18 protein-coding genes are annotated in these 18055 nt (G+C 59.7%); 7 read left to right on the forward strand and 11 right to left on the reverse strand.

What is annotated here, in order from left to right; all coding sequences use genetic code 11:
* Positions 1-125 precede the first annotated feature (125 nt).
* Positions 126-1154: an RluA family pseudouridine synthase gene (locus ACN0SY_RS15850; protein ID WP_417688794.1), complete on the forward strand. Its 1029-nt coding sequence runs from the start codon at positions 126-128 to the stop codon at positions 1152-1154.
* A gap of 5 nt (positions 1155-1159) precedes the next feature.
* On the opposite strand, the gene ACN0SY_RS15855 is transcribed toward ACN0SY_RS15850, so the two are convergent.
* Positions 1160-1324, reverse strand: a complete 165-nt coding sequence (locus ACN0SY_RS15855; RefSeq protein ID WP_417688796.1) for a hypothetical protein — start codon at positions 1322-1324, stop codon at positions 1160-1162.
* Between the two features lie 159 nt (positions 1325-1483).
* On the opposite strand from ACN0SY_RS15855, the gene ACN0SY_RS15860 reads away from it, so the two are divergent.
* Positions 1484-2164, forward strand: coding sequence for an HAD-IA family hydrolase (locus ACN0SY_RS15860; RefSeq protein WP_417688798.1), 681 nt, complete (start codon positions 1484-1486; stop codon positions 2162-2164).
* The gene (locus ACN0SY_RS15865; RefSeq protein ID WP_417688800.1) at positions 2164-2934 is read left to right on the forward strand and encodes an ATP12 family chaperone protein; all 771 of its coding nucleotides are present in this window, start codon (positions 2164-2166) and stop codon (positions 2932-2934) included. Before ACN0SY_RS15860 ends, ACN0SY_RS15865 begins: the two co-directional genes overlap by 1 nt.
* Positions 2935-2985: 51 nt before the next feature.
* Here the strand turns inward: ACN0SY_RS15865 and mgtE are convergent, their stop codons facing one another.
* The 5 genes from mgtE to ACN0SY_RS15890 all read right to left on the reverse strand — a co-directional run bounded on the left by mgtE (position 2986) and on the right by ACN0SY_RS15890 (position 8600).
* Positions 2986-4422 carry a magnesium transporter gene (gene mgtE / locus ACN0SY_RS15870; protein ID WP_417688802.1) on the reverse strand — a complete coding sequence of 479 codons (1437 nt, stop codon included), beginning with the start codon at positions 4420-4422 and terminating at the stop codon, positions 2986-2988.
* A gap of 91 nt (positions 4423-4513) precedes the next feature.
* Positions 4514-5248, reverse strand: coding sequence for a peptidase (locus ACN0SY_RS15875; protein ID WP_417688804.1), 735 nt, complete (start codon positions 5246-5248; stop codon positions 4514-4516).
* 99 nt (positions 5249-5347) lie between these two features.
* On the reverse strand, positions 5348-6169 hold the full coding sequence (locus tag ACN0SY_RS15880) for a transglutaminase family protein (RefSeq protein ID WP_417688806.1): 822 nt from the start codon (positions 6167-6169) through the stop codon (positions 5348-5350).
* Between the two features lie 39 nt (positions 6170-6208).
* Positions 6209-7159: an alpha-E domain-containing protein gene (locus ACN0SY_RS15885; RefSeq protein WP_417688808.1), complete on the reverse strand. Its 951-nt coding sequence runs from the start codon at positions 7157-7159 to the stop codon at positions 6209-6211.
* Between the two features lie 7 nt (positions 7160-7166).
* Entirely contained in the window at positions 7167-8600 is a 1434-nt protein-coding gene (locus ACN0SY_RS15890; protein WP_417688810.1) for a circularly permuted type 2 ATP-grasp protein, read from the reverse strand.
* Positions 8601-8799: 199 nt separating this feature from the next.
* Here ACN0SY_RS15890 and ACN0SY_RS15895 point away from each other — a divergent pair, with 199 nt between their 5' ends.
* Positions 8800-10332, forward strand: a complete 1533-nt coding sequence (locus ACN0SY_RS15895; RefSeq protein WP_417688812.1) for an acyl-CoA carboxylase subunit beta — start codon at positions 8800-8802, stop codon at positions 10330-10332.
* A 49-nt stretch (positions 10333-10381) separates the two neighbouring features.
* On the opposite strand, the gene ACN0SY_RS15900 is transcribed toward ACN0SY_RS15895, so the two are convergent.
* The 3 genes from ACN0SY_RS15900 to ACN0SY_RS15910 form a co-directional block, all read right to left on the reverse strand.
* Positions 10382-10702, reverse strand: coding sequence for a hypothetical protein (locus ACN0SY_RS15900; RefSeq protein WP_417688814.1), 321 nt, complete (start codon positions 10700-10702; stop codon positions 10382-10384).
* 133 nt (positions 10703-10835) lie between these two features.
* Positions 10836-11207 (reverse strand): dihydroneopterin aldolase, encoded by a 372-nt coding sequence (gene folB, locus ACN0SY_RS15905; RefSeq protein WP_417688816.1) that lies wholly within the window; start codon positions 11205-11207, stop codon positions 10836-10838.
* Positions 11208-11345: 138 nt separating this feature from the next.
* Positions 11346-11807 (reverse strand): hypothetical protein, encoded by a 462-nt coding sequence (locus ACN0SY_RS15910; protein WP_417688818.1) that lies wholly within the window; start codon positions 11805-11807, stop codon positions 11346-11348.
* A gap of 227 nt (positions 11808-12034) precedes the next feature.
* Between ACN0SY_RS15910 and ACN0SY_RS15915 the strand changes: the two genes are divergently transcribed.
* From ACN0SY_RS15915 to ACN0SY_RS15925, 3 genes are all read left to right on the forward strand, one after another.
* A complete protein-coding gene (locus ACN0SY_RS15915; protein ID WP_417688820.1) occupies positions 12035-14047 on the forward strand; it encodes an acetyl-CoA carboxylase biotin carboxylase subunit in 2013 nt (670 codons plus the stop codon).
* An 18-nt stretch (positions 14048-14065) separates the two neighbouring features.
* Positions 14066-14716, forward strand: coding sequence for an HAD family hydrolase (locus ACN0SY_RS15920; protein ID WP_417688822.1), 651 nt, complete (start codon positions 14066-14068; stop codon positions 14714-14716).
* A 79-nt stretch (positions 14717-14795) separates the two neighbouring features.
* Positions 14796-15089, forward strand: a complete 294-nt coding sequence (locus tag ACN0SY_RS15925; protein ID WP_417688824.1) for an acylphosphatase — start codon at positions 14796-14798, stop codon at positions 15087-15089.
* A gap of 56 nt (positions 15090-15145) precedes the next feature.
* On the opposite strand, the gene ACN0SY_RS15930 is transcribed toward ACN0SY_RS15925, so the two are convergent.
* On the reverse strand, positions 15146-17062 hold the full coding sequence (locus tag ACN0SY_RS15930; protein ID WP_417688826.1) for a methyl-accepting chemotaxis protein: 1917 nt from the start codon (positions 17060-17062) through the stop codon (positions 15146-15148).
* Between the two features lie 196 nt (positions 17063-17258).
* Positions 17259-17966 (reverse strand): lipoyl(octanoyl) transferase LipB, encoded by a 708-nt coding sequence (lipB, locus tag ACN0SY_RS15935; protein WP_417688828.1) that lies wholly within the window; start codon positions 17964-17966, stop codon positions 17259-17261.
* Positions 17967-18055: the final 89 nt, after the last annotated feature.

An 18055-nucleotide genomic window follows, 5' to 3' on the forward strand; every position in this document is an offset into this window, starting at 1 on the left:
GCTCAGAGCGCGGCGAGGGGCTTTCAAAATCTCCCGTTTCCGCCTATACGCGGTCCTCAAGTGATTGCCGGTGCGGTGCCGGCCTGTGAGATGAGCGCGATCAAGATACGCGCCAAGAGATCCAGATGTCCGGTATCGAACAGAAAAAAGTGACCGCCGACGAGGCGGGCATGCGCCTCGACCGTTGGTTCAAGGTCCATTATCCGGGGCTCGGCTTCGGCCGCCTGCAGAAGCTGCTGCGCACCGGCCAGGTCCGTCTTGATGGCAAGCGCGCGGAAAGCAACACGCGTATCGCAAATGGGCAGATTGTCCGCATTCCGCCGCTCGGCGTCGAGATCGTCGCGGAGGACAAGAAGAACGCCAAGCCGAAATCGACCAAGCTGATTGCCGATGACCGCAAGGCCATCGAGGACATGATGCTGTTCGAGGACGATCAGGTGATGGTCCTGAACAAGCCTGCAGGTCTTGCTGTGCAGGGTGGCTCAGGCCTGACGCGCCATCTCGACGGCATGCTTGAAGCCTTTACCGATCGCAAGGGCGACAAGCCGCGGCTTGTCCACCGTCTTGACCGTGAGACGTCGGGCATCATTCTCGTGGCCAAGACACGCCGGGCAGCCCAGGAACTGACCAAGGCGTTCCGCCATCGCAACACGCGCAAGATCTACTGGGCCATGCTAGCTGGTGTTCCCAAGCCGAAGCAGGGCCGGATCTCGACCTTCCTTGCTCGCTCCGAGGAAGAAGAGCGCATGGAAGTGGTGCGCCAGGGCAAGGCGGATGACGCACAGCACGCTGTCTCGCTCTATTCCGTGGTCGAGCAGTCGGCGCAGAAGCTGTCCTGGGTATCCATGCGCCCGGTGACCGGCCGTACCCACCAGCTGCGCGCGCATGCCGCCCATATCGGCCATCCGATCATCGGCGACGACAAGTATTTCAACATCGAGAACTGGGAACTGCCCGGCGGTATCCAAAACCGCCTGCATCTGCTGGCACGCCGGATCGTGATCCCGCATCCGTCCGGCCACGGAGTGATCGATGTTTCCGCGCCGCTGCCGCCGCATATGCAGCAGACCTGGAACCTGCTGGGCTTCGACGCATCGGACTACGATCCGGAGATCTCTGATCCCGAGGACGACGGTCCGCCGCGCAAGCGCTGAGCCCTCTACTCGAACAGCGCGATCAGGCCAATCGACAATGCGACGAAGATCAGGCCGCCGGCAGCCAGTTTCCAGGCATCCGAGCGTTTCTTCAGACCCGGCCAGCCCAGCGGCTTGATCACCTGGATCGCGGCGAGGGCGAGCAGGAACAGAAGGATGGCTTTGGTCAAGAGCGAGCTCCGGCAGGGTCGTGCTGAATCGATTGCTTCCTTCCATAGAGGCGCGGGCAGCATAAGTCGAGCGACGGCGGGTCAAAGCCGCTCTCGCCTTGACCTTGACGGCAAAAGCGGCCACATGCGGGTCCTGAAAACAACAAACAACGAGCCTTCATGTATCTCGTCATTTTCGATTGCGATGGAACGCTGGCCGACAGCCAGAATTCGATCCTGCACGGACTTCAGGAAGGCTATGCCGCTGTCGGCCTGCCAATGCCGGATCGTCGAACGGCGCTCAGCATTGTCGGATTGTCCCTGGACCGCGCTTTCCTGACCTTGGTGGGAGAGGCAAATGCCCATCTCGTGCCCCAGATGGAAGCAGCTTACCGCAAGTCAAAGATTGCCCGCCGCCAGTCCGGAGAGGATTTCGATCCGCTGTATCCGGGGACCCGGGAGGCTCTCGACAGATTGCGCCGGCACGATGAGGTTCTGCTTGGTATTGCGACCGGCAAGGCAAGACGCGGTGTCGATCACCTTCTTGCCGTTCATGATCTGGAAGGGCGCTTCGTGACCATCCAGACGGCCGACACGTCGCCATCCAAGCCGCATCCCGACATGATCTTGCGCGCGATGGACGAAACCGGCGTGGAGCCAGAAAAGACGGTCATGATCGGCGACACCAGCTTTGACATGGAAATGGCCCGCTCGGCAGGAGCCTTTGCACTTGGCGTCAGTTGGGGATATCACGATCGCGAGCGGCTGCAGAGTGGCGGCGCACATGCGGTCATCGACCATTTCAACGATCTCGACGGAGCGCTCGAGGCGCTTCTTGCCTTCGACAGGGAACTGATTTGATGCGCGACTATCTGGAAAGCCTGGAACAGGACGCTGCCAAGGATCCGGAACAGAGGGCCCGCGAACTCTCCAGACGCGAACTGCCCAAGCGCTTCTACAAGCAGGCTGTTGCTGCGCCCATCGAAGGTGGCTTCGCGATCCACCTGGACGGCCGCGCTGTCAAGACGCCGGGCAAGTCGACCTTGTTGCTGCCCAACGAGACCATCGCCAAAGCCGTTGCTGCGGAGTGGGAAGCCCAGGAAAAGGTCATCAATCCGGGCGCAATGCCTTTGACGCGGATTGCCAATACCGCTCAGGACGCGGTCACCGCCCGTTTTGCCGAAGTCGCAGACGAAATCACGCGCTTTTGCGGCTCCGATGCGCTCTGTTACCGGGCGGACGATCCGGCGGTGCTGGTGGCGCGTCAGACCGAAGTTTGGGATCCGGTTCTGCGCTGGGCGGAAGATAAGCTCGAATCGCGTTTCGAGCTGATCGCCGGACTTATTCACCGGGAACAGCCTGCGACGCTTTTGAAGGCCTATCGTGCCCGACTCGATGCGTTCTCGCCGCTGCAGCTCGCCGCCCTTCACACGGCGACGTCGCTTGCCGGTTCCGCCGTTCTGGCCTTGGCATTGGCTGAAGGGCACTTATCGACCGACGATGCCTGGACCGCGGCGCATATAGAGGAAGATTTCAACATCGAGCGCTGGGGCGAGGATGCCGAGGCCTCGATGATCCGCGCCTACAAGCGTACCGAATTCGATGCGGCTGCATTGATCCTGCGGGCGTGATGCTTTGCGCTTAATTCGCGTTGCGGTGTTTCGGGGTGAGATCGGTGTGTCTCATCCCAGATAGAACGCTGTTGCCATCAGGAAGAAGACCAGAACACCGAGAACGTCGTTCGATGAGGTGATGAAGACACCGGTCGCCATTGCCGGGTCGATGCCGAGCTTGTCGAGCAGAATAGGTATCGTGGCCCCGACCATGGCCGCGATTGTCGTGACGGACACCAGCGACAACGAGGTCGCGATGGCAAGTTCGGCCGGGTTCTGGATCGGTACAAGGTAGGCCGCGGCAAAGGTCAGTCCGGCAAGAATGGTTGCGGCAACAGCACCATTGCAGATCGCAGCGACGAATTCCCGGGCGAGGCGATAGCCGATATCGCCCGACCAGAGCCTTCCTGTAGCAAGCCCCTGAACGGCCACCGCAGACGCCTGAAGACCCGCATTGCCGGCCATCGACATGGTCACCGGAATGAAGGCGGCGAGAATGGCGGCCTGAGCCAACTGATCCTCGAACGATCCGACAACCGTTGCGGCGATTGACGCACCGACCAGTCCTGCGAGAAGCCATGGCAGGCGGCCCTTGACGATCCTCACGACGGTGTCGTCGGGCTTGGCCTCTGACGAGACACCGCTCATGAGCAGCATGTCCTCTGCCGCTTCCTCTGCTGCAATGCGTGTCAGCTGCTTTGGTGTGACACGGCCGATGAGACGTCCAGCACCGTCCAGAACCGGAACCGATCGCATGTCCTTCTTGCGGGCAAGGCGAAGCACCTCCTCCTGGTCGGTATCGGCGGAAACGGCGAGGAAGTCGTGATTCATCACCTCTGACAGCTGTGTGGAGCCAGGGCTGAGCAACAGTTTTCCGACCTCGATGAAGCCGACCAGCCGTTGGTTTTCGTCAAGCGCATAGATCGTGAAAACCTTGCGGATTCGCTCTGCTTGCGCGCGAATCTGGGAAACAGCCTCATCTACGGTGCATGTCTGGGGCAGGGCGACAAATTTGCGTGCCATGATCCGCCCTGCGCTATCGTCGGCATAGGTCTTGCGGGCCGAAATCTCCTCGAGCTCGGGCAGGCTGGCGGCCAGTTCTTCCGCGACGTCGTCGGGAAAGTCGAGCAGCATGTCCAGCGCATCCTCGGGGTCCATGCTGGCGAGAATGTCCCGAAACTGGCCGAGCGTTGCTTCCTGCATCAGCAGGGAGCGGAATTCGGGCCGCAGTTCGGCGACAACCTTGATCGAGGGATTGGACGGCAGCCACTTGAACAGCTTCCGGGCCTGCGTCAGCCGCAAGCGCACAAGCAGCTGCATGACGTCGACGGGGTCCCAGCGCTGGAGAAGGGCGACAAGCTGATCGCGTTCGCCGGCCTTGATCATCTGGCGGATCCGGCCAAGAACGTTCTCGTTGACGTCGAGAGCTTCGTTTTCCGGCTCGCGATGCCAGCCGTGGCGCATGGCGTTGGTCTCGACCGCGTTCCCCTCGATATTGCTTGCCATTGATCTCATCCGAGGCCGTCCGGGAGATCCCGGAGCTCAAATCGGTTGGACTTGGCCTCCGCGTCGTTAGCAGGGCCAACAGGTTACCCGGTCAGATTTCTTCCAGCTCATCCATCTCGGCAAAGGCGTCGCGTAATGCGTCAGACCAGTCCTGGGAGAGCTTTTGGAAATAGGGGTCGTCCTTCTCGATCCGCAATTGCCGCTCTGTGCTGAAACTGTCGGCATTATAGAGCAGAAGATCTATGGGCATACCGACAGACAGGTTTGAACGCAGTGTGCTGTCGAAAGACAGAAGTACCATCTTGGCCGCCTCGCCAAGGCGCATGTCCGAACGGGTGACCCGGTCAAGAATCGGCTTGCCGTATTTGTGTTCGCCGATCTGGACGAAAGGCGTGTCATCGGAAACTTCGATGAAGTTGCCGGCGGAATAAACCTGAAACAGCCGCGGTTCCTCACCCTTGATCTGGCCACCCAGGATGAAGGTGACGAAAAAGTTGTCCGCATTTGCTGCCAGCGCCTCTCCGTCTATGGCGCGCACTTCGCGCACGGCACTGCCAACGAGCCGGGCTGCCTGGAACATGGTGTCCACTGTCATCAGTGTCGGGCGGCCTTCGGCGGCCACCTTGATGTGCTCGGTGAGAAGGGAGATGACGGCCTGGGTGATCGCCAGATTGCCCGCAGACAGGAGTGTGATGACGCGTTCGCCCGGTTGCTCCCAGACATGCAGCTTCTTGAAAGTCGCGATGTTGTCCAGACCGGCATTCGTCCGGGTGTCGGAGGCAAATACCAGTCCCCGATCGAGCTTCAATCCAACGCAGTAGGTCATCTTTGCTTCCCTGATTGGCGGGCAATCAGCCTCGGGACGCCGAACCCCGTCTGGCCGGCGCAGATCAGATTGGTATGATCCGAAGAGGTTGCAAGAGCGTTATTGCTGTTGCTGACTCGCCACCTGCTCGACCTCGACCTCGACATTCATGTTCTCGTCGGTTCCGCCAACCCGAATTCCACGGATAGGGGCAGCGGAACGCGAATCCAGACCGGTGGTCAAGCGAATGTAGTGGTCGGTCGGGCAGATAGCGTTGGATATGTCGAAACCGAGCCATCCAAGGCCTTCGATATGGGCCTCGGCCCAGGCGTGATGAGCTTCGGAAGTCTGTTCGTCCTCCAGCAGGAGATATCCGGAGACGTAGCGGGCAGGCATGCCCATGGACCGCGCCGCGGAGATGAAGATGTGGGCGTGGTCCTGACAAACGCCTTCGCCGGCCGTCAATGCAGAGACCGCAGTTGCATGCGTATCGGTCACGCCGACCCGGTAGCCGACCTTGTCGCGGATCGCGTGCATGAGAGCATGGCAGCCGGCAATCCGGTCGTCGTGATCACTGATGATGGCGCCAAGGCGGCGGATTGCCTGGTTCGGTTGCGTCAGCGGCGTGATACGGGTGTAGACGAGGGGCGGGGGCATGTCGCCGCGCTCTTCGCCGACAACGCCTGCCTTGTCCTCTGTCTCGACGATGCCGGACGCGGTTATTTCAACTTCCTCGACGACCTCATGGGCCGAGACCATGTGAACGATGTTGCCGAAGGCGTCGTGGTAGGTCGTTGCTCGTGCCATGCCCGGGGCATCGATTGCCCACTCGATCACGGTCTGGCCACTGCAGTTGCGCGGGGTCAGCCGGAGCTGCTGCATCGCGTTTGCCAGGGGCGTGTCATAGCGGTATCTGGTCTTGTGGCGCACGGTCAGACGCATATCGTGTACCCACTTGCGTATTGGGAAAGGGAGCGAACCTCAGGCAAAATTGTAGTCCTGGGACAGCTGTGACGTGAAAGCGTTGTTCTTGCCGATAAAATCGGTCAGGAAGTCGTGCAGGCCGTTCTGGTAGATGTCCTGCATCTGCGCGTTGCGCAGCTCCTGCCAGATTGCCGAGGCCATATCGAGGCTCGGTTCACGAGTGCCGTAAAAGGTGGCGAGATCATCGACGGTATCGTCGATCCAGTCATAGCAATGCGCCAGTGAGCGAGGCATTTCTTTCCGCAGAATGAGAAATTCGGCGATGTTGAAGGCCTTCAGATTGGCGTTGGGATAGGCGAAGCGGTAGCTGCGCAGCCCGGACAGCGCACGCAGCATGCCGCTCCACTGGCTGCGTTCCATGGTACCGTCACCGATCACGTCGTTGTCCGGCAGCAATACCCAATACTGGGTGTTGAGGATCCGAGCGGTATGGTCGGCCCTCTCGACGAAATGCCCCAACTGGCTGAAGAAGTAGCCGTCATCGCGCAAGAGCGTGTTGAGCAGGGCGCCGCGGAACAAGTGCGAACGCTGATTGATCCAGGCGAGGAAGTCCGGAAGCTTTTCCTGGGTGATCGAGAGCGGGTTGACGTCCTTGAACTCGATATAGGTGGTGTTGATCGCTTCCCAGAGTTCTGCCGTGATGCCGGTTCGCACCGCGCGCGCATTGTTGCGGGCGTTCTCCAGGCAAACCATCACACTGGAGGTGTTGTCCTTGTCGAAGATCATGAAGTTGATGACGCCGCGCGGCGTGATGTCTCCGACCTTTTGGGCATAGCCCTGGTCGCAGCCGGCCGTTGCCAGCGCAAAGCGCCAGTCATCGACATCGTCCTGCCCCGAACTCGGGACCATCGCCGTGCGATAGGCGACTTCGAGGAGTTTCGAAGTGTTCAGGGCGCGCTCCTGATAGCGCGACATCCAGAACAAAGAGGAGGCGGTTCTTCCGAGCATGAGCGGTTCAGTCCTCCAGGACCCAGGTATCTTTGGTGCCGCCACCCTGGCTGGAATTCACGACCAGGGAGCCTTTTTTCAGTGCAACGCGCGTCAGCCCTCCAGGCGTGATGCGTACCTGGTCACCGATCAGAACGAAGGGGCGCAGGTCCACGTGCCGGGGTGCGACGCCGGAGGCGACATGGGTCGGGCAGGCGGAAAGTGCCAGCGTGGGCTGGGCGATATAGTTGGACGGATTGGAGGTCAGGATCTTGCGGAAATCCGCGATCTGGCGCTTCGAAGCGGTGGGTCCGATGAGCATGCCGTAGCCGCCGGAACCGTGAACTTCCTTGACGACGATGTCCTCCAGGTTGTCGAGCACATAGGCCAGATCGTCGGGCCGTGAACAGTTCCAGGTCGGCACATTGTTCAGGATCGGTTTCTGGCCGGTGTAGAACTCGATGATGTCCGGCACATAGGCGTAGATCGCCTTGTCGTCGGCGATGCCGGTGCCCGGCGCATTACAGATGGTGACATTGCCCGCGCGATAGGCGTCAAAGAGGCCGGGAACGCCGAGCATCGAACTCGGGTTGAAGGTCAGCGGGTCGAGGAAGGCGTCATCAATGCGCCGGTAGATCACATCGACCTGTTTCGGCTCCCGGGTCGTGCGCATGAACACCTTGCCGTCATCGACGAACAGATCGCGTCCCTCGACCAGCTCGACACCCATGGAATCGGCGAGGAAGGCATGCTCGAAATAGGCCGAGTTGTAGATGCCCGGCGTCAGTACGACGATTGTCTGATCCGACTTGCTCTGGTCCGGTCCCACGCTCTCCAGCGTCTGGCACAGCATGTCCGGATACTGTTCGACAGGCGCGACCCTGTACATCTGGAACAGGTCCGGGAACAGCCGCATCATGGTCTCGCGGTTTTCCAGCATGTAGGAGACGCCTGAGGGCGTGCGTGTGTTGTCTTCCAGAACGTAAAACTCGTTCTCCGATACGCGAACCAAGTCGGTGCCGATGATATGCGAGTAGACCTTCCGCGCAGGTGTGAAACCGGCCATCTCGGGAAGGTAGGCTTCGTTCTGGATAATCAGTTCGGCCGGGATCCTGCCTGCGCGAATGATCTCCTGACGATGGTAGATGTCATGCAGGAAGGCGTTGAGGGCGCGCACGCGCTGGTCGATGCCCGCGGAAAGCCGGCGCCACTCGGAATTTGAAATGATGCGCGGGATTGGATCGAAGGGGATAAGGCGTTCTGTCGAGGCCTCCGAGCCGTAGACGGCAAAGGTGATCCCGAGCCGCCTGAAGATCGTTTCTGCCTCACGGCCCTTGCGTTTCAGGAAGGTTGGCGCTTGCTGTTCGAGCCAGTGAGCCAATTTTTCGTATGCCGGCCGCGGAGTGCCGCTGCCGTTCAGCATCTCATTGAAAAATTCGCGTTCCAGGATCCTTCCTCCCATTCTTTTTCTTGTCCCCTTCTGCCAGCTTTGCAAAAATTCCGGGCAACTCCAAGCTGTTTATGGATGCGTTGATGCCTGCAAAGGCAGCAGCGGTTTTGGCTGACTGCCTGATCAGGAGCGATCTTCGTCCTTCTGCTGACTTTGAATTGTGCAATGCACATGCTAGGACCAAACCGATTTTTTCGTTTCGGAGAACACCATGAAGGAAATCCTTGCCGAATTGGAAAGCCGCCGGGAAACGGCGCGCCTGGGGGGCGGCGAGCGCCGGATCGAGTCGCAGCACAAAAAGGGCAAGCTGACCGCTCGCGAACGCATTGAACTGCTTCTCGATGAAGGTTCCTTCGAAGAATTCGACATGTTCAAGCAGCATCGCTGCACCGATTTCGGCATGGACGAACAGCACATCCCGGGCGATGGCGTCGTTACCGGCTGGGGCACGGTCAACGGCCGTACCGTCTATGTGTTCTCCAAGGATTTCACCGTGTTCGGCGGTTCTCTTTCGGAAACCCATGCTCAGAAGATCATCAAGATCCAGGACATGGCCCTGCAAAACCGGGCTCCGATCATCGGACTGTTTGATGCCGGTGGCGCGCGTATCCAGGAAGGCGTTGCGGCGCTGGGCGGCTATGGCGAAGTGTTCCAGCGCAACGTGCTTGCCTCCGGTGTCATTCCGCAGATCTCCCTGATCATGGGACCTTGCGCAGGCGGGGACGTCTATTCACCTGCCATGACCGACTTCATCTTCATGGTGCGCGACACATCCTACATGTTCGTCACCGGCCCTGACGTCGTGAAGACGGTGACAAACGAGACCGTTACCGCTGAACAGCTCGGCGGTGCCTCGGTCCACACGACGAAGTCGTCCATTGCCGACGGTGCCTTCGACAATGATGTCGAGGCCCTGCTCGAAATGCGCCGCCTGATCGACTTCCTGCCGGTCAACAACACCGCGGATGTTCCGGAGATCGCGTGCCACGACGATCCGAGCCGCCTCGATGACAGCCTCGACACGCTCATCCCGGCAAACCCGAACAAGCCCTATGACATGAAGGAGCTGATCCTGAAGACGGTCGACGAGGGCGACTTCTTTGAGATCCAGGCTTCGTTTGCGGGCAACATCATCACCGGTCTTGGACGCATCGAGGGTCGGACCGTCGGCTTCGTCGCCAACCAGCCGATGGTTCTGGCAGGCGTTCTCGACAGCGATGCCAGCCGCAAGGCAGCCCGGTTCGTGCGCTTCTGCGACTGCTTCAACATTCCGATCGTCACCCTTGTCGACGTCCCTGGGTTCCTGCCGGGCACGGCGCAGGAATACGGCGGTCTCATCAAGCACGGCGCCAAGCTGCTGTTTGCCTATGCCGAGGCGACGGTGCCGAAAGTGACCGTCATCACGCGCAAGGCATATGGCGGTGCCTATGACGTGATGAGCTCCAAGCACATTCGCGGCGACATCAACTATGCCTGGCCGACCGCTGAGATCGCAGTCATGGGCGCAAAGGGCGCCGTCGAGATCCTCTATCGTTCGGAACTGGGTGATGCTGAAAAGATCGCGAAGCGCACCAAGGACTACGAGGACCGTTTTGCCAATCCTTTCGTTGCCGCAGAGCGTGGCTACATCGATGAAGTGATCATGCCGCACTCCACGCGGCGCCGCGTGTCGCGTGCGTTGGCTCTGCTTCGTTCCAAGGACCAGAAAAATCCCTGGAAGAAGCACGACAACATTCCGCTATGATGGTGGATCGTCCTTGAACTGAAAACGGCCCCTGATGGGGCCGTTTTTCTTACCAGCGGTCGAAGCGGTTCAATCCGAACAGCGGCTCCCGGCACTCGTAGGCGACGGGGCATTGCGGGTTGTCCTTCGTCGGGCCGTACTGGGTGTAAAGCAATTCGCCCGGGTCGCAGTATCGCATGTTCGAGACGAACAGCGAGTAAGTGTACCGTCCGGTCGTGAACACCACGCTGCCGTTGCGCCTCACCATTTCCTGGGCCTGTGCGCAGGTCATCTTCCGAAGGTCGGGCCGCGCCTCAGCGGGCGTGGAGCCCCAGGAAACGGATGCCAGTGTCAGTGCGGCAAGCGATGCTGCCGCCAATCGAGAGCGCATTTCAAGACCTCCTCGGTGGCTTGCTAATCAAAGACTACACCGCAAATTACGGCGCAACCGTGATCTGGATCAGACCGCAACAATCACGATCGTCTGATCTCGATAGCAATGCTCGAGAAGGGGCGTACGGAGCCTAGCTGATTTCGGGTCGGTCCCGGGTGATCTCAACGCTGACGCGGCCTGTGGCAATTGGCAAGGGCGCGCCGGGCTTGTGAATGCGCACGCGCACTCTGGCTATGCGTTGATCCTGTGCAAACAGGGCCTCCGAGACAGCTGACGCCAGCCGCTCGATCAGCTTGAACCGGGTTGTCGTAACGGCATCTTCGACGGCCCTTGCCAGTGAGGCATAGCAAACCGTCTCGGCATATTCGTCGCTCCTGCACGCGGCCGTAAGGTCCAGCCAGCAGGTCAGGTCGACATGAAACCGCTGGCCAAGCCTTGCCTCTTCGTCGTAGACGCCGTGATAGGCGAAGAAGGAAAGATCCTCGAGATGGATGGCGTCCATTTGGCTTCTCGTCCCAGCTGTTGCTCTTGCAGCCCGAACGGGTGCAAGGAAAGGCAAGGCGACGGTTTAGTGGCTATGGAGCGCGAAATCCAGAGGGTGCCGTAAAGTCGACGCTCGGACCGGCACGAACCTGCAATCTTACTTGTAGAAATCGGCAGGACAGACGCTGTCCGAGAGAATCTCACGGGCTCCCTTGAGGGAGAACGCGGCGTAGCGCTCGTCGTCGAACTTGACCGCAAGCGTGACACCACTGCGTAAACGGTTCCAAAGTACCGTGTAGCCGTCGGCACAGGCCGCACAGTCGGTCTGGACGTAGCCCTTTGCATCAGCTGCCATCGTGATCATGTGCCGGTCGATCACCACGCGGATGTTCTTTCGCGCGGGGGCGTTGCGGCCGTTGATGTCGATGTCGATTACTGTTCCGGAAAGATTACGCTTTCGGTTGCACCAAATCGTGAAACGCGAACCGTCTTGAGTTTCTGTCCAGTATTTCTCAAAGCCCTGGACGGTTTCGTTTTGCCAGTTGCCATTCTGAATCGCGGCGGCGGGTGCGGCGAAGCCAGTTACAACAATTGCACTCAGTATAATTTTTCTCAACATTGGAAATCCCCCTAATCCCCGAGGGGGAGTTAGTCAGAAAATTGTTAAAATTCGCTATATTCACCCGTTAAACAACTGATGTAATGGCGCTCTGGACGTCTTTGACGATATTTCAGGGCGAAATTCGTCCGGGATCGCGGGTGCAGCGTCATCCTTTCGATATATTGCGCTGCGGCGAAGGTGGGCCTACAACTTCATTCAAACAAAATGAGTGGGGCGGAGCCTGCATGTTTTCCAAGATTCTGATTGCCAACCGGGGCGAGATCGCTTGCCGTGTCATCAAGACCGCACGGCGCATGGGTATCAAGACAGTGGCGGTTTATTCCGATGCCGATCGCGACGCCCTTCATGTCGAGATGGCCGATGAGGCTGTTCACATCGGGCCGGCTGCAGCAGCAGAATCCTATCTCATTCCGGAAAAGATCATAGCGGCCTGCAAGGAGACCGGCGCCGAAGCCGTTCATCCAGGCTATGGGTTCTTGTCCGAGCGGGCGAGCTTTCCGGAAATGCTCGCCAAGGAAGGAATTGTCTTCATCGGCCCGAACCCGCGCGCCATCGAGGCGATGGGCGACAAGATCGAATCGAAGAAATTCGCCAACGATGCCAAGGTCAGCACGGTTCCAGGCTACCTCGGCGTGATCGAGAGCGCCGACCAGGCGGTGGAGATCGCCGAGGAGATCGCCTATCCCGTCATGATCAAGGCCTCTGCCGGTGGCGGCGGCAAGGGCATGCGCATCGCCTGGAACGCAGAGGAAGCGCGCGACGGTTACGTCCGCTCGAAGTCCGAGGCGGCATCGTCTTTCGGCGATGACCGCGTCTTCATCGAGAAGTTCATCGAGAACCCGCGTCACATCGAGATTCAGGTGCTCGGCGACAAGCATGGCAATGCCATTTATCTCGGCGAGCGCGAGTGCTCCATCCAGCGCCGTAACCAGAAGGTCATCGAGGAAGCGCCGTCGCCGCTTCTCGACGAGGAAACCCGCCGCAAGATGGGTGAACAGGCCGTCGCTCTCGCCAAGGCCGTGGATTACGACAGCGCGGGAACCGTGGAATTCGTCGCCGGTCAGGACAAGAGCTTCTACTTCCTGGAGATGAACACCCGTCTGCAGGTTGAGCATCCGGTTACCGAGCTGATCACTGGCGTCGACCTCGTGGAGCAGATGATCCGGGTGGCAGCAGGTGAAAAGCTTACCCTGACGCAGGAGGACGTGAAGCTGAACGGCTGGTCGGTTGAAAGCCGCATCTATGCCGAAGATCCGTATCGCAACTTCCTGCCTTCCATCGGTCGCCTGGTTCGTTACGCTCCTCCGGAGGAAAAATGCGATAACGGTATCACCGTTCGCAACGACACGGGCGTGGTCGAAGGCTCTGAAATCTCGATGTTCTACGACCCGATGATCGCTAAGCTGGTCACTCACGCGCCCACGCGCGCGGAGGCAATCGAGGCGATGGGCGAAGCTCTGGATGCGTTCTACGTCGACGGTATCCAGCACAACGTTCCATTCCTCACGGCTCTGATGAACCATCCGCGCTGGCGCTCCGGCGAACTGGCGACGAGCTTCATCGCCGACGAATATCCTGACGGTTTTGCTCCGGCCCAGCCGGATGAAGAGGCCCTCGGTCTCCTCAGTGCTGTTGCTCTTTCCATGGGCGCGCTTCAGCGTGAGCGGCTTGATCATCTTCCCGGCCGTCTGCGCCCTCATTCAGGCGCCATTCGTGAAGACTGGGTCGTCAAGCTGGACAAGACCTATGTTCCGATCCGCCTGGCGGCCGGCTATCCGGGGACACCGATCGAGATCGACGTAGCCGTTGGCGATGGCCCGCTGATGACCGTCACCTCCGATTGGGCACCGGGCGACAGCCTGTGGACCGGTCATGTCGGTAATCGCAGCATGACGGTGCAGATCCGCCCGGTTCTGGGGGGGTATCGTCTGGACTGGCAGGGCTATTCGGTCATTTCCAAGGTGATGACGCCGCGGACGGCTGAGCTCGATGAGCTGATGCCGGAAAAACTGCCGCCGGATACGTCCAAGATGCTGCTCTGCCCGATGCCCGGACTGGTGGTCTCCATTGCGGTGGAAGAAGGCCAGGAGGTCAAGGCTGGCGAACAGCTCGCGATCGTCGAGGCGATGAAGATGGAGAACGTTCTTCGCGCCGAGCGGGATTGCGTTGTAACGTCAATCAAGGCACAAGCAGGGGACAGCCTGGCGGTCGATGCCGTCATCATGGAGTTCTCCTGATCCTGCCTGCAGGTCTTGATGCCATACAATACAGTTCTGTTTGATCTGGATGGGACGCTGACCGACCCTTTCGAGGGCATCACGCGCTCCATTCAGCATGCCCTCGAAAAGATGGGCAGCGAGGTTCCGGATGCTAATGCACTGCGCTGGTGCATCGGGCCGCCGCTGTGGGAAAGTTTCGCGGTGCTGCTGGGTACGGAAGAGCGTAGCGAGCTCGACCGGGCCGTTGCCTTCTATCGTGAGCGCTACACAGTTACCGGCCTGTTCGAGAACACGCTGATTTCCGGTATCGACACCCTTCTGGAGGGGCTGGCTGCCGATGGCCGTCAGTTGTTTGTGGCAACATCCAAACCCCATGCCTATGCCGGCAAGATCGTCGATCATTTCGGTCTTGGGGGCTATTTCAAGAAGGTCTACGGCTCCGAACTGGACGGCACCCGTTCGGCGAAGGCGGAGCTGATCGCATACCTCATGCGCGAAGAGGGCATCGGCGCCGAAACTTGCGCCATGATCGGAGACCGCAAGCACGACCTGATCGGAGCGAGGGCCAACCGGGTCGACAGTGTCGGCGTACTGTGGGGCTATGGCAGCCGCGAGGAGCTGGAAGGCGAGGGGCCTGTTGCCATTGTTGCCGATGCGCCCGAACTTGGCCGCGTGCTGGGTGTTTGAACCTGTTGACCGTCGCTTCTGACGCCAGACTGCTACAGGATTTGGCCACTGGGACCATTGGGTCCGTGGGGGATCGGGTATGATGCAGTCCACACCGCTGGTCAGTGCCTATGTCACCGTCATTGGCCGCGTGCAGGGCGTGGGCTACCGTGCCTGGTGCGCGCGGGAGGCTGAACGCCTGGGGCTGCACGGCTGGATCCGCAACCGGCTCGACGGTAGCGTAGAGGCCATCTACCACGGCCGGGCAGAGCGGGTGGAGGAGATGGTCCGCCTGAGTGCGAAAGGTCCGCGCTGGGCCAAGGTCGAGCAGATCCTCTCCACGCCTTGTGACGCACCAGACGTTGCCGGTTTCATTCGCCGCCCCTCGTACTGATGCCGGAACAAAAACGGCGGCACAGGGCCGCCGTTCGAAGTTTGGGAAGACGATGGTCAGGCAGCGCGAATGCCTGAAAGGAAGCCCTCGACACGTTTCCTCAGTTGAACCGATTGGCCTGCCAGGTTCTCGGCAGTTGCCAGGACATCGGCGGCGTTACGTCCCGTCGACTGTGCCCCTCCGGACACGAGGCGCATTGTTTCGGAAATCGAGTCAGTTCCGTTGGATACCTCGTTGACGTTACGTGAGATTTCCGTTGTTGCCTGTGTTTGCTGAGCGACGGCGGAGGTGATCTCCTTCGAGATCCCGGACATTTCGGTGATCACTTCGGCGATTTCGTTGATCGCACTTGCCGCCTCGTTGGACACCAGCTGCATGGCCTGGATCTGCGTCGCGATTTCCTCGGTCGCCTGTGCGGTTTGCGTTGCCAGGGACTTGACCTCGCTGGCGACGACCGCAAAGCCCTTGCCAGCCTCACCGGCACGTGCTGCCTCGATGGTGGCGTTCAGGGCCAGGAGGTTGGTCTGAGCCGCAATGTCGTTGATGAGGCTCACGATCTGGCTGATACGCTCAGTCGTGGAAACGAGGCTTTTCACGGTTGTATCGGTCTGGGCAGCGCGTTCTGACGCCTTGTCCGCAATACTCGATGATACTTCCACGCGGCGGGAGATTTCGGCGATGGAAGATGTCAGTTCTTCGGCAGCTGCGGCCACCGAGCGCACGTTTGCGGCCGTATCGCTGGTCGTCTGGGCTGCCTCGGCGGAATCGGTCGAACTCTTTTCGGAGGTTTCCGACAATTCTCGCGCCGTGGCCTCCAGCTGCGAGGTAGCCCCGGAGATGGCCACGATCACGTCGCGGATCTGGACGTCGAAGGCGCTGACCATCGAATCCATTGCTTCCGCTCGCCGCTGCTTGGTCTCGTGGTCCTCGGCCTGCTGGCGTTCGAGTGCGCGCTGCGCCTTGCCGCGAGTCTTGAAGAACTCGACAGCGGATGCAATTGCGCCGATTTCGTCTGTTCGCTCGATGCCCTCGACCGGGGTCTCCAGGTCGCCCTCAGCGATCTGCTTCATCGACGCTGTGACCGATGCGAGTGGGCGTCCGAGCAGGGTCCTGAAAAGGTAGCCCAGGGTTCCAAGCATGACGACGGTCGCGAACATGACCGCAATAATGGCTGAGGTCCGGAAGCTTGCCAGCGACGCGTAGGCGGCGGTCCGATCGATGGACAAGCCGATATGCCAGTCGACTGGGAGGCCGGAAATCTGAACGAAGCGGACGACGCGATCCCCATTGGAATTGCTGGCGTGCTGTGTCTCGGGTGTCAGCGTGATGTCGCCGCCCGGAAACAGATCGCTTATGGGCTTTGAAATCAGAGCGCTGTCCGGATGGACAAGAATGGATCCCGAGGCATCGGTGATGAAGACATAGCCATTACCGCCGAGGTTTGAACTCTTGAGCATGTCGATCAAGGCAGTGATCGCAAAGTCTCCGCCGACGACACCCACAAGCTTGCCGTCGTTCTTGACGGGCGCGGCAGCCGTCACGATCAGCTCGCCGCTGCTGGCATCCGTATATGGCTGGGTCAGGGTCGGCGCACCGGCGTTCACTGCGTCCTGATACCAGGGCCGCACACGCGGATCGTAACCATCAGGCAGCTCCGCCATCGGCCACATGAACATTCCGCCTTCCGCACTGCCGAGGTAGGTGGCGGCGAAGTTGTCTGTCAGGGCTGGCTTGTTGAAGAACTCGGGGTCAAAGCCGGACTGTTCAGAGAGGCGCTGCCCAGTGAGCTCTACAAGCATCAATCTGCCGGTAAACCAGTTCTGCACCGTATGTGCAACAGACTGGCCGACGCCTGCTAGATAGTCGTCAACATCATCGGACTTGGCAGTTCGTTGCAGGGTGTCGTTGAAAAAGGCGAACCCTGCGAAGATCGATATGATCACAAATGCAGCAGCGACCAGGATCTTGGTCATGACGCTGGACGGTTTCGATGAGGAAGCTGAGCTTGACACTTTTCAATCCCAAAAAGCGAGTTGTTTCAGCTCTTTGTTCTTGATCTGGATGAAGGAAGTCTAAATACACCAAGTGATTGTAATTTATGCTTATTTTCTTGTTCGAATAAGTGCTTCTTGAACTCGGAAATAATGACAGGGAGCCGATTTCAAGGCTTTATCCAGGGAGGGTGGGTCCGAAGATCTTCTCGAATTCGGCTCTGAGGACGCTGTCGTTTTCCGGCATGGTCACCGGTATGCCGAGGTCGACCAGACTTGTGACCCCATGCTCCTGGATGCCGCAGGGAATTATGCCGGAAAAATGCTCCAGTTCCGGCTCCACGTTGAAGCTGATGCCGTGAAAGGTCACCCATTTGCGCAGGCGAATGCCGATGGCTGCAATCTTGTCCTCGACGCCCGCACCCTTTTCCGGGCGGCGCACCCAGACGCCGACGCGGTCCTCGCGGCGCTCGCCGCGGATGTGATAGTGCCACAGGCTGTTGATGATCCAGGCCTCAAGGGCGGCGACGAAGGCGCGTACGTCCTGTTTGCGCCGCTTCAAGTCCAGCATGACATAGGCAACACGTTGCCCCGGCCCGTGATAGGTATGCTGGCCGCCGCGTCCGGTCTTGTAGACAGGGAACCGGTCAGGTGAAATCAGGTCAGCGTCGTTTGCGCTCGTGCCGGCGGTGTAAAGGGGCGGATGTTCCAGAAGCCAGACGCGCTCATTGCCGGTGCCCTCGGCGATTCGTGCGACGTGGCTCTCCATTTCCGCTAGCGCCGCTTCATAATCCACCAAGGCATCGGTCACGACCCATTCGACCGGAGCGCTGGCCGTTGAGGGGCGAAAGTCGGCATTCAGGGTGTCTCTTTGTGGAGTTGCCATGGCCTTGAGGCTTTTGCTGATTTTTTAGTTGGTTAATGCGTGTTAGCATCCGAGCACGCGCGTGTCGCGCACCACACATATAGGCGGAA

This window comes from Roseibium sp. (assembly GCF_048261595.1).
In the GTDB taxonomy this organism is placed as follows: domain Bacteria; phylum Pseudomonadota; class Alphaproteobacteria; order Rhizobiales; family Stappiaceae; genus Roseibium.